Origin of the sequence: Polaromonas sp., from assembly GCF_029945685.1 — a bacterium.
Taxonomy (GTDB): domain Bacteria; phylum Pseudomonadota; class Gammaproteobacteria; order Burkholderiales; family Burkholderiaceae_C; genus Polaromonas.
Genome location: NZ_JAQSDA010000015.1, coordinates 1 through 17,345, shown reverse-complemented (window position 1 = coordinate 17,345; position 17,345 = coordinate 1). Strand labels below are relative to the sequence as shown.

The 17,345-nt window shown below is 64.7% G+C and carries 15 protein-coding genes; 11 read left to right on the top strand and 4 right to left on the bottom strand.

Features of this window, described 5'->3' with window-relative positions; all coding sequences use genetic code 11:
* Positions 1-260: 260 nt before the first annotated feature.
* Positions 261-899, bottom strand: coding sequence for a 5-formyltetrahydrofolate cyclo-ligase (locus PSV26_RS10925; protein ID WP_300515990.1), 639 nt, complete (start codon positions 897-899; stop codon positions 261-263).
* A gap of 9 nt (positions 900-908) precedes the next feature.
* On the opposite strand from PSV26_RS10925, the gene PSV26_RS10920 reads away from it, so the two are divergent.
* Both PSV26_RS10920 and PSV26_RS10915 read left to right on the top strand, forming a co-directional pair.
* Complete coding sequence (locus tag PSV26_RS10920) at positions 909-2,945, top strand: lytic transglycosylase domain-containing protein (RefSeq protein WP_300515991.1); 2,037 nt, start codon at positions 909-911, stop codon at positions 2,943-2,945.
* Between the two features lie 158 nt (positions 2,946-3,103).
* The gene (locus PSV26_RS10915; protein ID WP_300515993.1) at positions 3,104-3,634 is read left to right on the top strand and encodes an MgtC/SapB family protein; all 531 of its coding nucleotides are present in this window, start codon (positions 3,104-3,106) and stop codon (positions 3,632-3,634) included.
* A gap of 9 nt (positions 3,635-3,643) precedes the next feature.
* Here PSV26_RS10915 and PSV26_RS10910 read toward each other — a convergent pair whose 3' ends face one another.
* A complete protein-coding gene (locus PSV26_RS10910) occupies positions 3,644-4,087 on the bottom strand; it encodes a hemerythrin domain-containing protein (RefSeq protein WP_300515995.1) in 444 nt (147 codons plus the stop codon).
* 137 nt (positions 4,088-4,224) lie between these two features.
* Here PSV26_RS10910 and PSV26_RS10905 point away from each other — a divergent pair, with 137 nt between their 5' ends.
* From PSV26_RS10905 to PSV26_RS10865, 9 genes are all read left to right on the top strand, one after another.
* Complete coding sequence (locus PSV26_RS10905) at positions 4,225-5,214, top strand: complex I NDUFA9 subunit family protein (protein WP_300570533.1); 990 nt, start codon at positions 4,225-4,227, stop codon at positions 5,212-5,214.
* Positions 5,215-5,344: 130 nt separating this feature from the next.
* On the top strand, positions 5,345-6,028 hold the full coding sequence (locus PSV26_RS10900) for a glutathione S-transferase family protein (RefSeq protein WP_300570530.1): 684 nt from the start codon (positions 5,345-5,347) through the stop codon (positions 6,026-6,028).
* Positions 6,028-6,351, top strand: coding sequence for an NIPSNAP family protein (locus PSV26_RS10895; protein WP_300570527.1), 324 nt, complete (start codon positions 6,028-6,030; stop codon positions 6,349-6,351). The genes PSV26_RS10900 and PSV26_RS10895 overlap by 1 nt, the downstream gene beginning before the upstream one ends.
* A 153-nt stretch (positions 6,352-6,504) precedes the next feature.
* Positions 6,505-10,080 carry a PAS domain S-box protein gene (locus PSV26_RS10890; RefSeq protein ID WP_366945999.1) on the top strand — a complete coding sequence of 1,192 codons (3,576 nt, stop codon included), beginning with the start codon at positions 6,505-6,507 and terminating at the stop codon, positions 10,078-10,080.
* 33 nt (positions 10,081-10,113) lie between these two features.
* The gene (locus tag PSV26_RS10885; protein ID WP_300570521.1) at positions 10,114-11,409 is read left to right on the top strand and encodes a multifunctional CCA addition/repair protein; all 1,296 of its coding nucleotides are present in this window, start codon (positions 10,114-10,116) and stop codon (positions 11,407-11,409) included.
* A gap of 96 nt (positions 11,410-11,505) precedes the next feature.
* Positions 11,506-12,267, top strand: coding sequence for a trehalose-phosphatase (gene otsB / locus PSV26_RS10880; protein WP_366145793.1), 762 nt, complete (start codon positions 11,506-11,508; stop codon positions 12,265-12,267).
* A complete protein-coding gene (locus tag PSV26_RS10875) occupies positions 12,264-14,084 on the top strand; it encodes a glycoside hydrolase family 15 protein (RefSeq protein ID WP_300570519.1) in 1,821 nt (606 codons plus the stop codon). Before otsB ends, PSV26_RS10875 begins: the two co-directional genes overlap by 4 nt.
* Positions 14,081-15,463 carry an alpha,alpha-trehalose-phosphate synthase (UDP-forming) gene (otsA, locus tag PSV26_RS10870; RefSeq protein WP_300516009.1) on the top strand — a complete coding sequence of 461 codons (1,383 nt, stop codon included), beginning with the start codon at positions 14,081-14,083 and terminating at the stop codon, positions 15,461-15,463. Before PSV26_RS10875 ends, otsA begins: the two co-directional genes overlap by 4 nt.
* Before the next feature lie 74 nt (positions 15,464-15,537).
* Complete coding sequence (locus tag PSV26_RS10865) at positions 15,538-15,939, top strand: hypothetical protein (protein WP_300570516.1); 402 nt, start codon at positions 15,538-15,540, stop codon at positions 15,937-15,939.
* Between the two features lie 13 nt (positions 15,940-15,952).
* Here the strand turns inward: PSV26_RS10865 and PSV26_RS10860 are convergent, their stop codons facing one another.
* Positions 15,953-16,948, bottom strand: coding sequence for an ROK family protein (locus PSV26_RS10860; protein ID WP_300570513.1), 996 nt, complete (start codon positions 16,946-16,948; stop codon positions 15,953-15,955).
* A gap of 10 nt (positions 16,949-16,958) precedes the next feature.
* Positions 16,959-17,153 (bottom strand): DUF2905 domain-containing protein, encoded by a 195-nt coding sequence (locus PSV26_RS10855; RefSeq protein ID WP_096698356.1) that lies wholly within the window; start codon positions 17,151-17,153, stop codon positions 16,959-16,961.
* Between the last annotated feature and the right edge of the window lie 192 nt (positions 17,154-17,345).

The following is a 17,345-nucleotide window of genomic DNA, read 5'->3' as shown; positions in this document are numbered from 1 at the left end:
GGGCTCCTCGGCCCTGCCCGACGGGTGGGTAAACTATTGGGGATTGGGGATGGGGTGCGGGGAGAGGTGACGCGCGCAGCGCGTCACGTCGTTCTTACGCGGCAGTCATGTATGCACGCGAGCGCAGCACACGCAACCAAATGAAGTCCCCCTCCATCGCCCAGCGGGGCGAGGAAGGGGCTAGGGGCGGAAGTGGGGAGTTGAAACTACTGTCCAGAAAGGATCGCAGGCGCAGCGTGACGCAACTAAAAAACCCAAGCTCACACCGGCCAAACCACCCCTTTGTCATTGAGGATCGCATCCAGCGCCACATCGTGCGGCTCGGGCGCCAGGTCGGGCAGCCAGCCGTGGCTGTAGCCCAGGCCCACGGTGAAGGGTTTGGGCTGCAGTGTCGCCAGCGTGCGGTCATAGAAACCGCCGCCATAACCGAGGCGAAAGCCGCCCGGGCCATAACCGACACAGGGCACAAACAGCAGCGTCGGCACGATGGTCTCGGTGCCCTTGGGTTTGGGAATGCCGTAGGCGTCTTCCTCCATCGGGCAGCCGGGGTACCAGGCATGGAAAGTCAGGGTTTTGTGGACCTTGTTCACCACCGGCAGGCCGATCTTGCGCGGCGACCGATTTGCTATGTTTTCAGTAGCTGCCTCCGCCCGTCCCTCAAGGGCCAGACCTTGATTTCCTTCGGACTCCTGACTTAAAATGGCGTCTTCCTGCCAGCGGTACAGCGCCGGTAGCGGATCAAACTCTCCCTTGATCGGCCAGTAGGCTCCAATCACTGCGTCTTCGCGGCCCACCAGCCATATCCGCATGACCCGTTGCAACAGATCGGCGCGCGCCAGCCGGTCGGGCAGGTTCAGGCGTTGTTCGATCAAGTCTCTTCGCGCAGTTAATTTGTCCATAATGATCCGATGCTATCCAAATTTATTCTCAAGGCCCTGATTTCCGGCCTGTCGTCCTGCCTGCTGCTTGCGCCCACCTGGGCGCAGACCAACCTTACCAGCAGCACCTCCCGTGGTGACGACGTGCTGCTGGAGATGAACAAAGCCTTCAAGCGCGGCGACAAAGCCCGGCTGGCGCAGCTGCTGCCGCAGGCCCAGGGCCATGCGCTGGAGCCCTGGGCCGCCTACTGGGAACTGCGGGCCCGGCTGGACGAAGCCAGCTCGCGTGAGGTGCAGGATTTTATGGCGCGTTACGCCGGCAGCTACCAGGAGGACCGGCTGCGCAACGACTGGCTGCTGCTGCTGGGCCAGCGCCGCGACTGGAGCACCTTTGCCGCCGAATACCCGAACTACCGCATGGGCGACGACAAGGACCTGCGTTGCTACGCGCTGCTGGTCGATGGTCTGAAGAACCCGGCCGCGGCCCCGCGCGATGCCGATGAAGTCCGCCGGAACTGGTTCGCCCAGCGCGAGGCCAGTGACGGCTGCACGTCGGCGGCCTCGCGGCTGGTCGGCAACAAGAGCCTGACCACCCATGATGTGTGGCTCAAGGCCAGGCTGGCGATGGAGGCGAACCGCCCCCGCGCGGCCCGCGACGCGGTCGAGATCATCGCGCCGGAAGCCTTGGGGCTGGTGACCGAACTCAACAGCAGCCCGGCGAAATTCCTGGCCACCAAGGTGATTGCCATCCGGCAGGTCCGCAAGGAAATCATCGTGCTGGCCCTGGTCAAGCTCGCCACCAGCGACGCCGAGGGTGCCGCCCGCTTCGTCGAAGACAAATGGGGCCTGCAACTCACGGCCGAAGAACGCAACTGGGTCTGGGGCGCCATCGGCAAGCAGGCGGCGAGCCGGCTCAGCAGCGAAGCGCTGGGGTACTTCGCCAAGGTCAGCAAGGACACCGACCTGAGCGACGACATGCTGGGCTGGAAAGTCCGCGCCGCCCTGCGCGCCGGCAGCACACCGCGCTGGCCCCTGGTGCTGGGCGCCATCAACGCCATGAGCGAAGACGCACGCAAGGACCCGACCTGGGTCTACTGGAGAGCGCGCGCCCTGCTCAGCAATGCGCCGGCCGCCGTCGCCAGCGCACCCGTGCCGCCGCAGCGCGCTGAAGCCCTGGCGCTGCTGCAATCGATCGCCTCGGTGCGCGGGTTTTACGAGCAACTCGCACTCGAGGAACTGGGCCAGAAAATCACCGTTCCACCGCGGCCGGCCCCCCTGACGCCGGAGGAAAAGGAAGCAGCGCGCCTGAACCCCGGCCTGAACCGCGCCGCGTATGCGATCGCCCTCGGCCTGCGCAGCGAGGGTGTGCGCGAATGGAACTACAGCACCAACCTGCACCAGCGCGGCGGCATGGGCGAACGCGAGCTGCTGGCTGCGGCGCAGTTCGCCTGCGACCGCGCCATCTGGGACCGCTGCATCAACACCAGCGAACGCACCCAGACGGTGATGGACTTCGAACAGCGCTTCCCCATGCCGTTTCGTGAAGCGGTCACCCAGCGCAGCCGCGAGATCAACCTGGACCCGGCCTATGTGTATGGCCTGATCCGCCAGGAGTCGCGCTTCATCATGGATGCCCGCTCCGGCGTGGGCGCGTCGGGCCTGATGCAGGTCATGCCCGCGACCGCGCGCGAGACCGCCCGTTACATCGGCCTGACGGGTTTTACCGCCGGCCAGATCAACGACCGCGACACCAACATCGTGATCGGCACGGCCTACCTCAAGCGCGCACTCGACGACTTCGGCGGCTCCATGGCGCTGGCCGCCGCAGCCTACAACGCCGGCCCCGGCCGGCCGCGCAACTGGCGCAACGGCCCGGTGCTGGAGGCCGCGATCTGGGCCGAAAACGTGCCTTTTGGCGAAACCCGCGACTATGTGAAAAAAGTGCTGTCCAACACCACCAACTATGCGGCGCTGTTGACCGGCCAGCCGCAGTCCCTCAAGGCCAGGCTGGGCAGCGTGGGACCGCGCGACGCCTCGGCACCGCCGGTGGACGAGAAGATGCCCTGAACCCGCGCGGGTGAGGCGGCGCCGGCGCGGTTTGTAGGTTTTGGCCTATGGCCTGGCCACTGCGGCCGAGCTACATTGGCAGCTCCTGATCAGCAGCCTGGATGGGCGCTTTTTTTTAACCCATTCGCACTTGCATCCTTCGTGAGAAGAGGCCTTCGATGAACCCGTGGTGGCAACAAGTCGGCGACACCATCGTCGCCGAATTCTCGGACCTGACCGACCCGACCCAGGTGACACGCGCCGTCCTTCGCCTTTTTGTGGCGGCCCTGCTGGGCGGCCTGCTCGGCTGGGAACGCGAACACCATGGCAAGGCGGCGGGCGTGCGCACCCACATGCTGGTGGCCATGGGCGCTGCCCTGTTTGTGCTCGTGTCGCAACAGGCCGGCATGGCGGCCGGCGACCTGAGCCGGGTCATTCAGGGTATCACCGCAGGCGTGGGTTTTCTCTGCGCGGGCACCATCCTCAAAGGCAACCGGCTCGATGATGTGAAGGGGTTGACCACCGCCGCCGGCTTGTGGCTGACAGCGGCTGTAGGCGTGGCAGCGGGCATGGGACGCGAGTCGACCGCCGTGCTCGGCACCGTGCTGGCCCTGGCCGTGCTGGCGGTGGTGCCGATGGTGGTCAGGTTCGGCGAACAGCCCTCGCCTTTGCTGGCTGAGGAAAAACCGTCACCGCCCAAGGCGCCTTGAATGGCCGGGTCAGGCCTTCAGGCGCTGCGAGACAAATTCACCTTCATAGTCCTTGGCCAGCGACAGCTTTTCGGCCTCGCTGAGCACCTTGCCGGCGAGCTGGAAAATGCCCTGCTCTTCATCCTTCAGGTGGTGAAAGACCTTGTGGTGCAACTCCCTGGCGACGGCCAGCCAGGCCGGCGAACTGGGTTCCGTGGCCTGCAGTTTTTCGACCAGTTCGTCCATCTCGTGGTGTTCGGCAATGCCGTGGCGCGAGGGCTCCTGCGTCATGTCGTGGGAAATCAGCGGTACGTAGAAAAACCGTTCTTCGGCCGCCGCGTGGGCGGCCAGTTCGGCTTTCAGCTCCTTGAACAGCAGGTCACGTTCCTTGCTGTCTCCCGAGGTCTTGATCAGGTTGTCCGCCAGCTCGCGCTGGGTGTCATGGCTGGTGCGCAGGGCTTCAAAAATATTCATTCATCGATTATCCTGAAGCTCCGCAAAAACCGATGTAGGCCAGGAGGCCGGGCCAGCTTCAGGCCGGGACCTACACACAGGCTCTTTTTTTTAGGGACTTTTTGCGCCCGCCCCTGTGAAAGCGTCTAATCATGGCTATGAAAAAAATACTGATTCTGGGCGGCACCGGTTTTGTCGGCCGCCATGTCTGCGAGAAACTCACGCAACTGCAGTGGCGGGTGACCGTGCCGACCCGGCATGAAGCAAGCGCCAGGCACATCCAGATGCTGCCCGCCCTCGATGTGATGCAGGCCGATGTGCATGACGAGGCGGCGCTGACCCGGCTGGTGGCGGGGCACGACGCGGTGGTCAACCTGATTGCCATCCTGCACGGATCGCAAGAGGCGTTCCAGCGGACCCATGTGCAGTTACCCGAAAAACTGGCGCGCGCCTGCGCCGCGACGGGTGTGCAGCGCCTGGTCCACGTCAGTGCGCTGGGCGCCGACATGCGCAACCCGGACGTGACACCGTCCCTGTACCTGCGCAGCAAGGGGCACGGCGAGGTGGCGCTGCATGAGGCAGCCCTGGCGCTGACGGTGTTGCGGCCCAGCGTGATGTTCGGCGCCGACGACAAATTCCTCAACACCTTCGCGCATCTGCAGAAAATCTTTCCGGTCATTCCGCTGGCGGCCAGCCATGCGCTGTTCCAGCCGGTGTGGGTCGAGGACGTGGCCAGCGCCATCGTGTATTGCCTGCAGGACGCCCACGCCCATGCCACGGTCGGCCAGACCTTCGAGGCCTGCGGTCCGGGTGTCTTCACGCTCAGGCAACTCGTCGAACTGGCAGGACGGATGAGCGGCATCAACGAGGGCCGCGGCCGCCCGGTGATCCCGCTACCGGCGGCACTCGGCCGCCTGCAGGCGCTCCTGATGGAGCTGGCGCCTGGCGAACCCCTGATGAGCCGCGACAACCTGGACTCCATGAGTCTGCCCAACATCGCCAGCGGCAACCTCCCGGGACTGGACGCCCTGGGCATCACGCCGGCGGCGCTGGAAGCGGTGGCGCCCACTTACCTCGGCCCGCTCAGCGGCGGCTGGGGCCTGCGCAGCCACCTGACGCTCAAGCGCAAGACCGCGGGACGGTTTTAGGCTTCCGGTTCCGGGTTCTGGAACCTGTCCGCATTTGTCCGCATTTGCCCGCATCAATGAGGCATCTTTTTGGCATCAATGAAACCGGGTCTTCCCGGTAGCATGGTGCTTTTTACCCCCGGTGACTTCCATGCTCAAACTCTACATCGGCAACAAGAATTATTCGTCCTGGTCCATGCGCCCCTGGGTGCTGCTCAAGCAGGCCGGCATCCCGTTTGAGGAGGTCAAGGTCCGCTTCGACTCGTTTGAAGCCGTGTCCACCTTCAAGCAGGCCATCCGTACCATCACCCCCGTCGGCAAGGTGCCGGTGCTGCTGGACGGTGACCTGGCGGTCTGGGACACGCTCGCGATCGCCGAGTACCTGGCGGAACAATTCCCCGACAAGCAGCTCTGGCCCGCCGACGTCAGGGCGAGGGCACGCGCACGGAGCATCTGCGCCGAAATGCACAGCGGCTTCGGTGCCCTGCGCAGCGCCTGCCCGATGAACATCGAGGCCGACCTGAGCGACACCGGCCGGCTGATCTGGCGCGACAAGCCCGCAGTGCGCGCCGATGTCGCGCGCATCGTTTCCATGTGGGAGGAATTGCTGGCAAGTTACAAGGGGCCCCTGTTGTTCGGCCCCTTCAGCATTGCCGACGCCTATTTCGCGCCGGTCGCGATGCGCCTGAGCAGGTATGCCCTGCCCGTGCCGCAGGCGATCAGCGCCTACATCGAGCGTCTGAGCGCGCTGCCCGGGGTCCGGGCCTGGGTGGACGACGCCCTCACGGAAAACGACTTCCGCGAATTCGAAGAGCCGTACCGGTTGTCGCGCTGATGATGGCCAGAAGCACCACGGTCACAATTTACCTGCGTTACGTCCTCGACCCCGGCAAGCTCAGGGAGTTTGAGCACTACGGCAAGCTCTGGATTGCGCTGGTCGAAAAGTATGGCGGCAAGCACCATGGTTACTTCATGCCCAGTGAGGGTGCCAACAACATCGCGTTGGCGCTGTTCACCTTTGACAGCCTGGCGACCTACGAGAGCTACCGCCAGCGCTCTTTTGAAGACCCGGACTGCCAGGCCGCGTTCCGCTACGCCGAAGAAACCCGCTGCATCCTCAGTTACGAGCGCAGCTTTTTCCGGCCGGTCTTTTCCTGACTACTGCCCCGGGTCGCAGAAAATGCGGCTGGCAGCTGAAGCTGGACACCGCTCGGCGTCCTGTGAGTAGAAATTTTTCCTGTTTCGCCCGCCGCACGGGACAAACCCTAGCGGGAGGAGTATTGCTTCGTCGAACCGAGAAGAGTTGCTGGTATGCGGGGATTTTCCGGACTACCATGTGGTCAACCTCCTCAGGGAACGATGACCACCCCACCGATCAATCAACAGCCTCGTGACGGACAAGCCCAGCCATCGGCGTCCGCATCCGATCACGGGCCGCGAAGCGATTCCAACCTCTCCCTGAGCCTCCTGCTGAACAACCTGCCCGGTATGGCATATCGTTGTATGAACGACCGCGACTGGACCATGAGCTTTGTCAGCTCCGGCTCGCTAGCCCTCACAGGATACCCACCAGAAGCGCTGATAGGCACGCAGGGCACCAATTACGGCAGCATCATTGTCCCTGAAGACCGGGAGGAAGTATTTTCCGGAGTGCAGGCCGCCACCCGGCGCGGGGAAACTTTTCGCCTGACTTACCGCATCGTGGCGGCTGACAAGACTGTTAAATGGGTGTGGGAGCAAGGCAGCGCCGTGTACTCTCCTGCGGGTGACGTCATCGCGCTGGAGGGTTTCATCACCGACATCACCGAACGCAAGCAGTCTGAACAAGCCCTCGCAGAGAGCGAGCAGCGTTTTCGCAATAACGCCGAACAACTGGCCAGGCAAAGCGAGACGCTCACGACCATTAACGAATCGCTGGCGGCCTACGTAGACCGCGCAGACTGGAAGGCCGCCTTCAGCCGCCTGTTGCGTGGCGCACTGACCCAGACGGAGAGCGAATATGGCTTCATCGGTGTGGTGGTGCAGGGTCAAAAACTGCGCGTACTGGCCCTGGAGGGTATTGTCTGGGACAAGGTGATCAACCGGGAGTTTTACGAGCGGGCCATGGCGAACTACCAGGAAGACGGCTTCCTGGTGTTTGAGAGTTTCAACAACCTCTTCGGCAGGGCCATCACCACCGGGCAGGTGGTGATCGCCAACCAGCCGGAGCAGCATCCCCATGCGGCGGGCCGGCCCCACGGCCACCCGCCCATGCACAACTTCATGGGCGTGCCAATTTATGCGGGGCAGGAAGTGTGCGGCGTAGTGGCACTGGCCAACCGCACCGGCGGGTACACCGACGAAGAACAGCGCTGTATCGAGACACTCGTGAAATACGCAGGCGGAATTTGCGTGACTTACCTTGAGCGCGAACGGGCCGAGTTGCTGACACTGGAGCAGCGGCAAACGCATCAGGCGCTACAGGACAGTGAAGCCCGTTTTCAGGAGATGGCATCCAACATCGACGAAGTGGTTTACAGCTTTGATGCAAAAACGACCCGTTTTGACTACGCCAGCCCCGCCTATGGAACCATTTGGGGCCGCAGTTGTGAAAGCCTGTATGCAGACACCAGGACACTCCGTGATTCGGTGCATCCCGATGACCGGCAAAAAATCACAGACGCCTATGTCCGCCAGCGGGCTGGAAAACCGACCGTGATCGAGTTTCGCATCCGCCGGCCTGACGGACAGGAGCGGTGGATTGCCGACCGGGCCTATCCGGTGGTACATGCCGATGGGACCGTGGTACGCGTGGTGGGCACGGCACAGGACATCACCGCACGCAAGTTGTCCGAGCAAGCCCTGGCCGACAGCGAGAAGCGTTACGCCGCGCTTTTTGAAGGCGGCCCGACCCCCATGTGGGTCTTCGACGAAGAAACACGCGCCTTTCTGGCCGTCAATCTGGCCGCCACTGAGGAATATGGATATTCCAGGGATGAATTTTTGGCAATGACCCTCTACGATCTGCGGCCGGTTCAATACCATGCGATGCTGGATTGGCAACTGAGCCTCGGGCCGACTGACCTTACCAGTGAACCACGCGCGCCAGTCGTGCACAGGCGCAAGGATGGTAGCGAGTTCTGGGCGCACCCCCTTTCGCGTTTTGTTACTTACGCCGGGCGCAAGGCGCGATTTGAGGTGATCAGCGACGTATCAGCCCAAGTCAATGCTGAAAAGGAACTGCAGGACCATCTTCTTACCCTGCAAAGGTCAGCCGATGCGGTGCAGGCCATCACCGCGCACCAAACTCTGGAGGCCACCATGCAGGAAGTAGCCGACCAGGCCAGAGGCGTGATTGGCACACACCAGGCCGTCGTCAGCATGACCGTTGGTGGCAACTGGACGCAATCCCTCACCTCGCTGTCTCTGTCCGACAAATACTCGGCTTATCGCAACTACACAGTGCCGGCCCGGGATTTGGGAATTTATGCCTTGGTTTGCGAGGCCAACCGACCACTCCGGCTCACCCAGCAGGAACTGGAAGCGCACCCGCAATTGCACAACTTCGGGACAGAAGGGCATACCCACCCTGCGATGCGCGGCTGGCTGGCCGTCCCCCTGACCGGGCGGGACGGCCAGAACATGGGCCTGTTGCAGCTCTCGGACAAATACGAGGGCGAATTCACCTTGAGGGACGAGTATGTTGCCGTCGAACTGGCGCAGCTGGCCTCGATTGCGATGGAGAACGTCGGGCTGTTTGAGCAGGTCAGGCAACTCAATGCCAGCCTGGAACACAAGGTGGCCGAGCGCACTGTTGCACTGACGCGCCAGGAAGCACTGTTTCGCGCACTGGCTGAGCAGGCGCCCGAGGTGATCTGGAACGTCGACACCACCGGCCAGCTGACCTACATCAATCGCCGGGGGTGCGAATTGATGGGCGGCACTGCGGCCGACTGGCTGGGGCCACACTGGTTCGACGCCATCCACCCCGACGACCGGGAAGAGGTCGCGGCCAACTGGAAACGTTCGTTCCGGAATGGGGACATGTACACGGGCGTCAGGCGCCTGCTCGCACAGGACGGCACGTACCACACCATGTCTTACCGCGCGTCGCCGGTTCTTGACGAGCAGGGGAAGATCAGCTTCTGGGTCGGTATCGACGCGGACATCACTGAACTCAAGGCCACCGAACAGGCCCTGCGCCGATCCAACCAGGAGCTTGAAACCTTCTCCTACTCCGTGTCGCATGACCTGCGTTCGCCACTGAACACGGTAGCCGGTTTCAGCAGCCTGCTGGCGCGCCACCTCCAGGACAGCGCTGACGGGAAGGTGCAGCACTATGTGAGTCGCATCCAGGCGGGTGTAGGTCAGATGGGTCAGCTGATTGAAGGCCTGCTTGCCCTGGCGCAGGTCTCGCGGGTGGCGCTGCGGCGCGATGTGGTGGACCTCAGCGAGCTGGCCAGGGACATTCTGGAGCGCTACCGGGCGCGCGAACCGGCCCGCGAGGTCGAGGTGGACATCGAGGACGGGCTGCTCGCGCGGGGCGACGCCCGCCTGCTGGATGCCGTGATGGACAACCTGCTGGGCAACGCCTGGAAATTTTCGTCGCGCCAACCCCGTGCCCTCATCAGCGTGGGTCAAAGCGAGGACGGCCAGGCCTTTTTTGTGCGGGACAACGGGGCGGGCTTTGACATGGCCTATGCCGACAAGCTGTTTGGTACTTTTCAGCGTCTGCATGGCGTGGCTGAATTTCCAGGAACCGGCATCGGGCTGGCAACCGTGAGCCGCATCGTCGTGCGCCATGGCGGGACGATCTGGGTGGATGCCAGCCCGGGAGAGGGCGCCACCTTCTTTTTCACGTTGCCGCGACCCGCCAGCAGCAACTCGGCTTTTGGCGCACTCGGCTGAAGGCGGCCGCACCGCTGCACCTACACTTGCGCCATGGACATCTACATGGTCGGTGGCGCGGTGCGCGATGCCTTGTTGGGCCTGCCGGTGCAGGACCACGACTGGGTGGTGGTCGGTGCCACACCGGACGAACTGACGGCCCTGGGCTATCTGCCGGTGGGCAAGGACTTCCCGGTATTCCTGCACCCGCAGACCCGCGAGGAGTACGCGCTGGCGCGCACCGAACGCAACACGGCGCGCGGCTACCGCGGCTTTGCCATTCATGCCGCGCCCGACGTGACGCTGGAAGAAGACCTCGCGCGGCGCGACCTGACTATCAATTCAATAGCAGCCCCCGCAAGACCCAAAATGGCTGACGCCGGTTTTGAACCTGATCTCGGGGCCCTGATCGACCCCCATGGGGGACAGCGGGACATCCAGGACAAGGTCCTTCGCCACGTCACCGACGCGTTTCGCGAAGACCCGGTGCGCATCCTGCGGCTGGCGCGGTTTGCCGCGCGGTTTGCCGATTTCGGCGTGGCGCCTGAAACCCTGGCGCTGATGCGCGAGATGGTGGCGCATGGCGAGGTTGATGCCCTGGTGGCCGAACGTGTCTGGCAGGAGCTGGGGCGCGGACTGATGGAGGGCACGCCGTCCCGCATGTTCGCGGTGCTGCGCGACTGCGGCGCGTTGCAGCACCTGCTGCCCGAGGTCGAGAAGCTCTGGGGCGTGCCGCAACGCCCCGAGTACCACCCCGAAGTGGACACCGGGGTGCACCTGATGATGGTGCTGGACATGGCGGCCCACCTGAACGCCAGCCTGCCCGTGCGTTTTGCCTGCCTGGTCCACGACCTCGGCAAGGGCACGACACCTGCCGAACTGCTGCCCAGACACATCGGCCACGAGGAGCGCAGCGTACGCCTGCTCAAAGGCCTGTGCGCGCGGCTGCGCGTGCCCACCGACTGCCGGGAACTGGCCGAAGTGGTGGCGCGCGAACACGGCAACATCCACCGCAGCGCGGAATTCGGGGCGGCGGCCCTGGTGCGGCTGCTGGAGCGCTGCGACGCGTTTCGCAAACCGCAACGTCTTGACGAGATCCTGCTGGCCTGCGAATGTGACGCGCGCGGCCGCCTCGGGTTTCAGGACACGGCCTATCCGCAGCGCCGCAGGCTGGCGCAGGCCTTGCAGGCGGCGCAGTCGGTGGTGACCGCTTCGATTGCAGAAGCAGCACAGGCGGCGGGCCTGAGCGGCCCCAAAATCGGCGAGATGATCCATGCGGCCCGCGTGCAGGCCGTGCAGGCATGGATCGCCGGCCCAGCTTCGCAGGCCGACACGGCCCCATCGGCCTGAGTTTCACAGTCCGTCCTTGCAATGCGGCAGCGCCAGGAATGGAAACCGACCTACAGGCGTCGCTGAAAAATTCTGCTAAGGTAAGTAGAGATGCACATGCCTTACGACACGCTTCCCCGTATCACTCAGGATACGGCGCTTTTTCTGGACTTTGACGGTACCCTGGTTGAGCTGGCCGCCCGGCCCGAAGCCGTGCTCATTCCGCCCACGCTGACCAGCACGCTGGCTGCCCTGTACGGACAACTCGGCGGCGCGCTGGCGCTGGTCTCGGGCCGGCGCCTGAGCGACCTCGACGGTTTTCTGGCGCCCCTGCAGTTGCCGGCAGCCGTCGAACATGGCGGTCAGCGCCGCAATGCCAGCGGTCTGCTGATCAGCGCGCCGGCCACCGATCTGCGCGCTGCGCTGGAGGCCGCCGAAGGGCTGCTGCAGCGCCATCCCGCGCTCCAGCTCGAACGGAAAAATCTGGCCCTGAGCCTGCACTATCGGCATGCGCCCGATCTGGAGGACCTGTGCCTGCAGGTGATGCGCGAGGCCGTCGCGCGCAGTCCCGGCCTGCAATTGATGCAGGGCAAATGTGTGCTCGACCTGAAACCCACCGGGGTCAGCAAGGGCACGGCGATTGCGGCCTTCATGGACGAAGCGCCGTTTGCCGGCCGTGTTCCGGTGTTTGCCGGCGACGACGTCACCGACGAAGACGGCTTCGAACAGGTGTTGCGCATGGGTGGCCATGCGATCAAGGTCGGCCCCGGGGCCACCCTGGCAAAACATCGCTGCGACAGCGTGGCCCAGCTGGCTCAATGGCTGCTGTCGGCACGGGCGCCCTCGCGCGAGAACGGACCGGAACGGCGGCGCGCATGAGCATCCCCGTCCAGTCCTCCGGCTTCACGGCGTCCGCGCCGCCCTCGCTCTCGTTGGGCGTGATCGGCAACTGCGCCTTCAGCGCGCTGGTCGATGCGCGCGCACGCATCGTCTGGTGCTGCCTGCCGCGTTTTGACGGTGACCCGGTCTTCAACGCCCTGCTGGACCCGAGCGAAAACGGCAGCGCATTCGCGATCGAGATCGAGAACTTCTCGCACAGCAAACAATGGTACGAACACAACACCGCGGTGCTGCGCACCCAGCTGTTCGACACCAGCGGCCAGGCGGTGGAGATCACCGACTTCGCCCCGCGTTTTTACCGGCGTTCGCGTTTTTTCCGGCCCATGACCCTGGTGCGGCGCGTGCGTCCCATCCAGGGCGCACCGCGTATCCGCGTGGCGCTCGACATCCGTTATGACTGGGGTCGCAGCAAGCCGGCGGTGACCCAGGGCAGCAACCACCTGCGCTACGTCGGCGACGCGCTGACCCTGCGCCTGAACACCGACGCGCCGATTGCCCATTTGCTGTCGCGCCAGCCTTTTGTGCTGACGCGCGAGCACAACTTCCTGCTCGGCGCCGACGAGTCGCTGGCCGACGGCATTGCCGACACCGCGCGCCTGTTCGAGGAGGAAACACTTTCCTACTGGCGCCGCTGGAGCCAGCGCCTGCACCTGCCGCTGGAGTGGCAGGAAGCGGTGATACGCGCGGCCATCACGCTCAAGCTTTCGCTGTTCGAAGACACCGGCGCCATCGTCGCCGCCATGACCACCAGTATTCCCGAAGCGCCCAACAGCGGGCGCACCTGGGACTACCGCTTCTGCTGGTTGCGCGACGCCTTTTTTGTCGTGCGCGCACTCAACAGCCTGTCCGAAGTCGGCACCATGGAAGACTACCTGCGCTGGCTCAGCAACGTCGTGGTGCAGGCCGGCGGCGGCCACATCCAGCCGCTGTACGGCATCGGCTTGGAGCGCGAACTGCCCGAAGCCACCTATGGGCACCTGGGCGGCTACCGCAACATGGGGCCGGTGCGGGTGGGTAACCAGGCGCAGGAGCATTTCCAGCACGATGTGTATGGCAACGTGGTGCTGGGTGCGGCGCAGGCCTTCCACGACCACCGGCTGCTGCACCGCGCTGGCGAGGCCGAATTCGTGCGGCTGGAAGCGGTGGGTGAACAGGCGGTGCGCAACTACGACCAGCCCGACGCCGGCATGTGGGAGCTGCGCACACGCGCCCGGGTGCACACCTCGTCGGCGCTGATGTGCTGGGCCGCCTGCGACCGCCTTGGCAAGATCGCCGCCACACTGAAAAAACCGGACCGCGCGGTCTACTGGCACGACCACGCCAACATCATGCGCGAGCGCATCCTGCGTGAATCCTGGAGCGACGAACGCCAGGCCTTTGCCGAAAGTTTCGGCGGGCGCGACCTGGACGCGAGCGTCCTCCTGATGATCGAGGTCGGTTTCATCGAGCCGAAAGACCCGCGTTTTGTCGCCACCGTCGATGCACTGGAAAAACACCTGTGCGACGGCCCCTACATGCGCCGTTACGAGGCGCCCGACGACTTCGGCAAACCCGAGACGGCCTTCAACATCTGCACCTTCTGGCGCATCGACGCGCTGGCGCGCATCGGCCGCAAGGAGCAGGCGCGCGAGATTTTTGAAACCATGCTGGCCGCGCGCAACCACGTCGGCCTGTTGTCCGAGGACACCCACCCCGTCACGGGCGAGATGTGGGGCAACTTTCCCCAGACCTATTCGATGGTCGGCATCATCAATGCGGCGGTTCGGCTCTCGGCCCCCTGGGATTCGCAAGTATGAGCAGGCTGGTCGTTGTTTCCAACCGGGTGGCCGATCCGCGCAAGACGGCGGCGGGCGGCCTGGCGGTGGCGCTCGGCGATGCGCTGTCCACCAACGGTGGCCTGTGGTTTGGCTGGAGCGGCACCATTGTCGAAGGTGGCACCCCCGGCGAGGGCGAGATGCATACCCAGCAGGCCGGCAATGTGACGCTGACCACGGTGGACCTGTGCCGGGAAGACCACGACAGTTATTACCTGGGCTACAGCAACGGCGTGCTCTGGCCGGTGTTTCACTACCGGCTGGACCTGGCCGACTTCGATGCCGGCTTCATCGGCGGCTACCGCCGCGTCAACCAGATGCTGGCGCGCAAGCTGATGCCGCTGCTGCGCCCCGACGACATCATCTGGGTGCACGACTACCACCTGATCCCGATGGCCGCCGAGCTGCGCGCGATGGGTTGCAGGAACCGCATCGGCTTTTTCCTGCACATCCCGCTGCCGCCGCCGCTGATCCTCGCGGCTGTGCCCCAGCATGAATGGCTGATCCGTTCGCTGTTTGCCTATGACCTGGTGGGCTTCCAGAGCCAGGCCGATGTGGACCACTTCTCGCGTTATGTCGGCCAGGAGGCGGGTGCCGAAGCCCTGGACCGGCACCAGTTCCGCGCCTTCGGGCGCACGGTGCACGCACAGGCCTTTCCGATCGGCATCGACGTCGATGAATTTGCGGCCCTGACGCACGGCAAGGAAGCGCGCGAGATGTACGAGCGCATGAAGGAAGAATACTCACGGCGTCGCCTGCTGCTGGGCGTGGAGCGGCTGGACTATTCCAAGGGCCTGCCGCAGCGCCTGCGTGCCTTCCGGCAGTTGCTCAAGCTGTACCCGGAAAACCTCAACAGCGCGACGCTGATCCAGATCGCCTCGCCCAGCCGCGAGGCGCTCGATACCTACAGCGGCCTGCGCCAGGAACTGGAGAGCCTGTGCGGCGCCATCAACGGCGACTTCGGCGAACTGGACTGGATGCCGGTGCGCTACATCCACCGCAACGTGGCACGCAAGCGCCTGCCCGGCCTGTACCGTGTGGCCAGCGTGGCCCTGGTCACGCCGTTGCGGGACGGCATGAACCTGGTCGCCAAGGAGTTCATCGCGGCCCAGGACCCGGCCGACCCCGGGGTGCTGGTGCTGTCGCGTTTTGCCGGCGCGGCCGAGCAACTCAAGGAAGCGCTGCTGGTCAACCCCTACGACACCCACGGCACGGCCGAGAGCATCCAGCTGGCGCTGCAGATGCCGCTGCACGAGCGCCAGCGGCGGCACCAGGCGCTGCTGGAGCGCATCCGCAGCCAGGACGTGCACTGGTGGCGCAAGGCTTTTCTGCACACCCTGTCCGGCACCACCCCCGACTAGAACCATCGCCTTCCGGCGCGCGTCTGGCGGGAAAGCCGGAAATGTGCAACCATTCAGTCATTAAATGAACTGACATGGTCAAACGCAACTACCTCAACCGCCCGCTGGCCGACGGCATCCGCAAGGTGGGCTTTCGCAAATGGTACGAACGCGAGCTCATGTCCAGCCATGCCCACATGCTGCTGGCCTTGCTATGCACGATTGCCCTGATGGGTACCCTGGAGCTTTTCCACGGCGGCACCCTCGGTGAAAAGCTGGTGGATGTGGCCCTGTTCCTCATCAGCGGCGCGGTGGGATTGTGGGCGCTGCGCCGCTACCTGTACTTGCTGCTGCATGCCGAAACCGTGGCCGACCAGGCCAACTGCCCGAAATGCGCCGAATACGGCCGGCTCGATGTCGTCGAGGAAGACCGCCGCAGCGGCCAGATTCTCGTCAAGTGCCGAAAATGCGGCCAGCCCTGGACGCTGACCCCCTGACACCCGCCCCGTTTCAGACCACCAGCGCCAGCGCCGCGTAGTCGCCCACCCGGTCCTGCAGGCCGGCAGGCACCAGCACAAACCCGTCCGTCAGCGCCGGCAGCCTGCCGCTGATGTGGGCCTGCAGGCGCGGCAGCAGATAGTCACGGTGGTGCCAGAACACGCTGCCGCCGATGCTGATGCGCTGCAGGTCCAGCGTCACGACCAGGTTGTACAGGGCCCGGCCCATCACCCGGCAGATGTCATCCATAATGGCCACAGCCCCCGACTCTCCTGCGCGAGCAGCTATCAAAATAGAAGCAGCATCGGCGTACCCGAACGCACCGAAACGCCGCGGCATCGCATTGCCCGCGACCAGCGCCTCGACATCGCCGATGTTGCCGCAGCCGCACAGCGCGTCGTTGTTGTCGCTGACAAACATGTGGCCGGCATGGCCGGCGTTGCCGTTTTTCCCGCGCAGCATCTGCCCGTCGACACACAGGCCGACACCGATGCCGGTGCTCCAGGTCACGTAAGCGCAATGCGCCATGCCCTGCAGCGCGCCCCAGCGTCGCTCGGCCTTGAGCGCGGCCAGGCCGTCGTTTTCAACCCGCACCTGGGCGAACACCTCGCGCAGCGGCGCTTCGAGCAAGGCGGTGGTCCAGTTGTTGGGCAGCCCGCGCGCCGCGCCGGCCAGCCCCCCGCAGATGTTGGGCGCCGCGAGTTCGACCTGGCGGTCGTTCAGTACAAAGGGCCCGCAGGACGCCACGCCGACGGCCGCCAGATCCTCGCGGCGGATCTGCGCCGCAGCACTGCTTTCGCTGATCAGGCGTATCACCTGCCGCGCCAACGCATCACTGAGGCCTTCCTTGATGGTCGGCTCCACCCGCCGGCCCCGGACGCCGCGCTGATCGACCACGGCAACCGCCACCTTGGTGCCCCCAATGTCCACGCACGCCACCGGGGCTGCGCCGGCAGGCAGGCGAATGTCGGGCCCGGCGAAGGGGGCGGTCGGTGCAGAGATGGTCATGGCAGGCGGTTCAAATCAACTGGCTGATGAGGCTGGCCACCAGGCTAAGGACAATGGTGGTCGTCAACGGAATGAACCATTCGCGTCCGAACAACCGGAAGCGCAAGTCGCCAGGCAGTTTGCCAAAGCCCAGCTTGTGCAGCAGGGGCGTGAACCAGCTGATGAAGATCAGCGCAAGGAAAATCACCAGCATCCAGCGAATCATGGGGCTAGTTTAGGGGCAAGCGCCGTGCACCGCCTTGCCGGGTTGTTGCGAGTTGCCTTGGTTCGCCGGCAAGCCGGGGGTTGCCCCGTCACCCTGGCGAACATCGGCATCACGCTGCGTCCCCGGTTCGCGCGGGACAGTAGGCGCAACTCCCCACTCCCTCCCCCCGCCCCTCCCTCGCCCCGCTGGGCG

Bases quoted from the DNA above. Each gene is read 5' to 3' on its own strand.
- PSV26_RS10915 (WP_300515993.1), top strand. From the start codon at position 3,104: ATGAACCCGTGGTGGCAACAAGTCGGCGACACCATCGTCGCCGAATTC.
- PSV26_RS10855 (WP_096698356.1), bottom strand. From the start codon at position 17,153: ATGATTCGCTGGATGCTGGTGATTTTCCTTGCGCTGATCTTCATCAGC.
- PSV26_RS10900 (WP_300570530.1), top strand. From the start codon at position 5,345: ATGCTCAAACTCTACATCGGCAACAAGAATTATTCGTCCTGGTCCATG.
- PSV26_RS10885 (WP_300570521.1), top strand. From the start codon at position 10,114: ATGGACATCTACATGGTCGGTGGCGCGGTGCGCGATGCCTTGTTGGGC.
- PSV26_RS10905 (WP_300570533.1), top strand. From the start codon at position 4,225: ATGAAAAAAATACTGATTCTGGGCGGCACCGGTTTTGTCGGCCGCCAT.
- otsA (WP_300516009.1), top strand. From the start codon at position 14,081: ATGAGCAGGCTGGTCGTTGTTTCCAACCGGGTGGCCGATCCGCGCAAG.
- otsB (WP_366145793.1), top strand. From the start codon at position 11,506: ATGCCTTACGACACGCTTCCCCGTATCACTCAGGATACGGCGCTTTTT.
- PSV26_RS10890 (WP_366945999.1), top strand. From the start codon at position 6,505: ATGCGGGGATTTTCCGGACTACCATGTGGTCAACCTCCTCAGGGAACG.
- PSV26_RS10895 (WP_300570527.1), top strand. From the start codon at position 6,028: ATGATGGCCAGAAGCACCACGGTCACAATTTACCTGCGTTACGTCCTC.
- PSV26_RS10860 (WP_300570513.1), bottom strand. From the start codon at position 16,948: ATGACCATCTCTGCACCGACCGCCCCCTTCGCCGGGCCCGACATTCGC.
- PSV26_RS10910 (WP_300515995.1), bottom strand. From the start codon at position 4,087: ATGAATATTTTTGAAGCCCTGCGCACCAGCCATGACACCCAGCGCGAG.
- PSV26_RS10925 (WP_300515990.1), bottom strand. From the start codon at position 899: ATGGACAAATTAACTGCGCGAAGAGACTTGATCGAACAACGCCTGAAC.
- PSV26_RS10865 (WP_300570516.1), top strand. From the start codon at position 15,538: ATGGTCAAACGCAACTACCTCAACCGCCCGCTGGCCGACGGCATCCGC.
- PSV26_RS10875 (WP_300570519.1), top strand. From the start codon at position 12,264: ATGAGCATCCCCGTCCAGTCCTCCGGCTTCACGGCGTCCGCGCCGCCC.
- PSV26_RS10920 (WP_300515991.1), top strand. From the start codon at position 909: ATGCTATCCAAATTTATTCTCAAGGCCCTGATTTCCGGCCTGTCGTCC.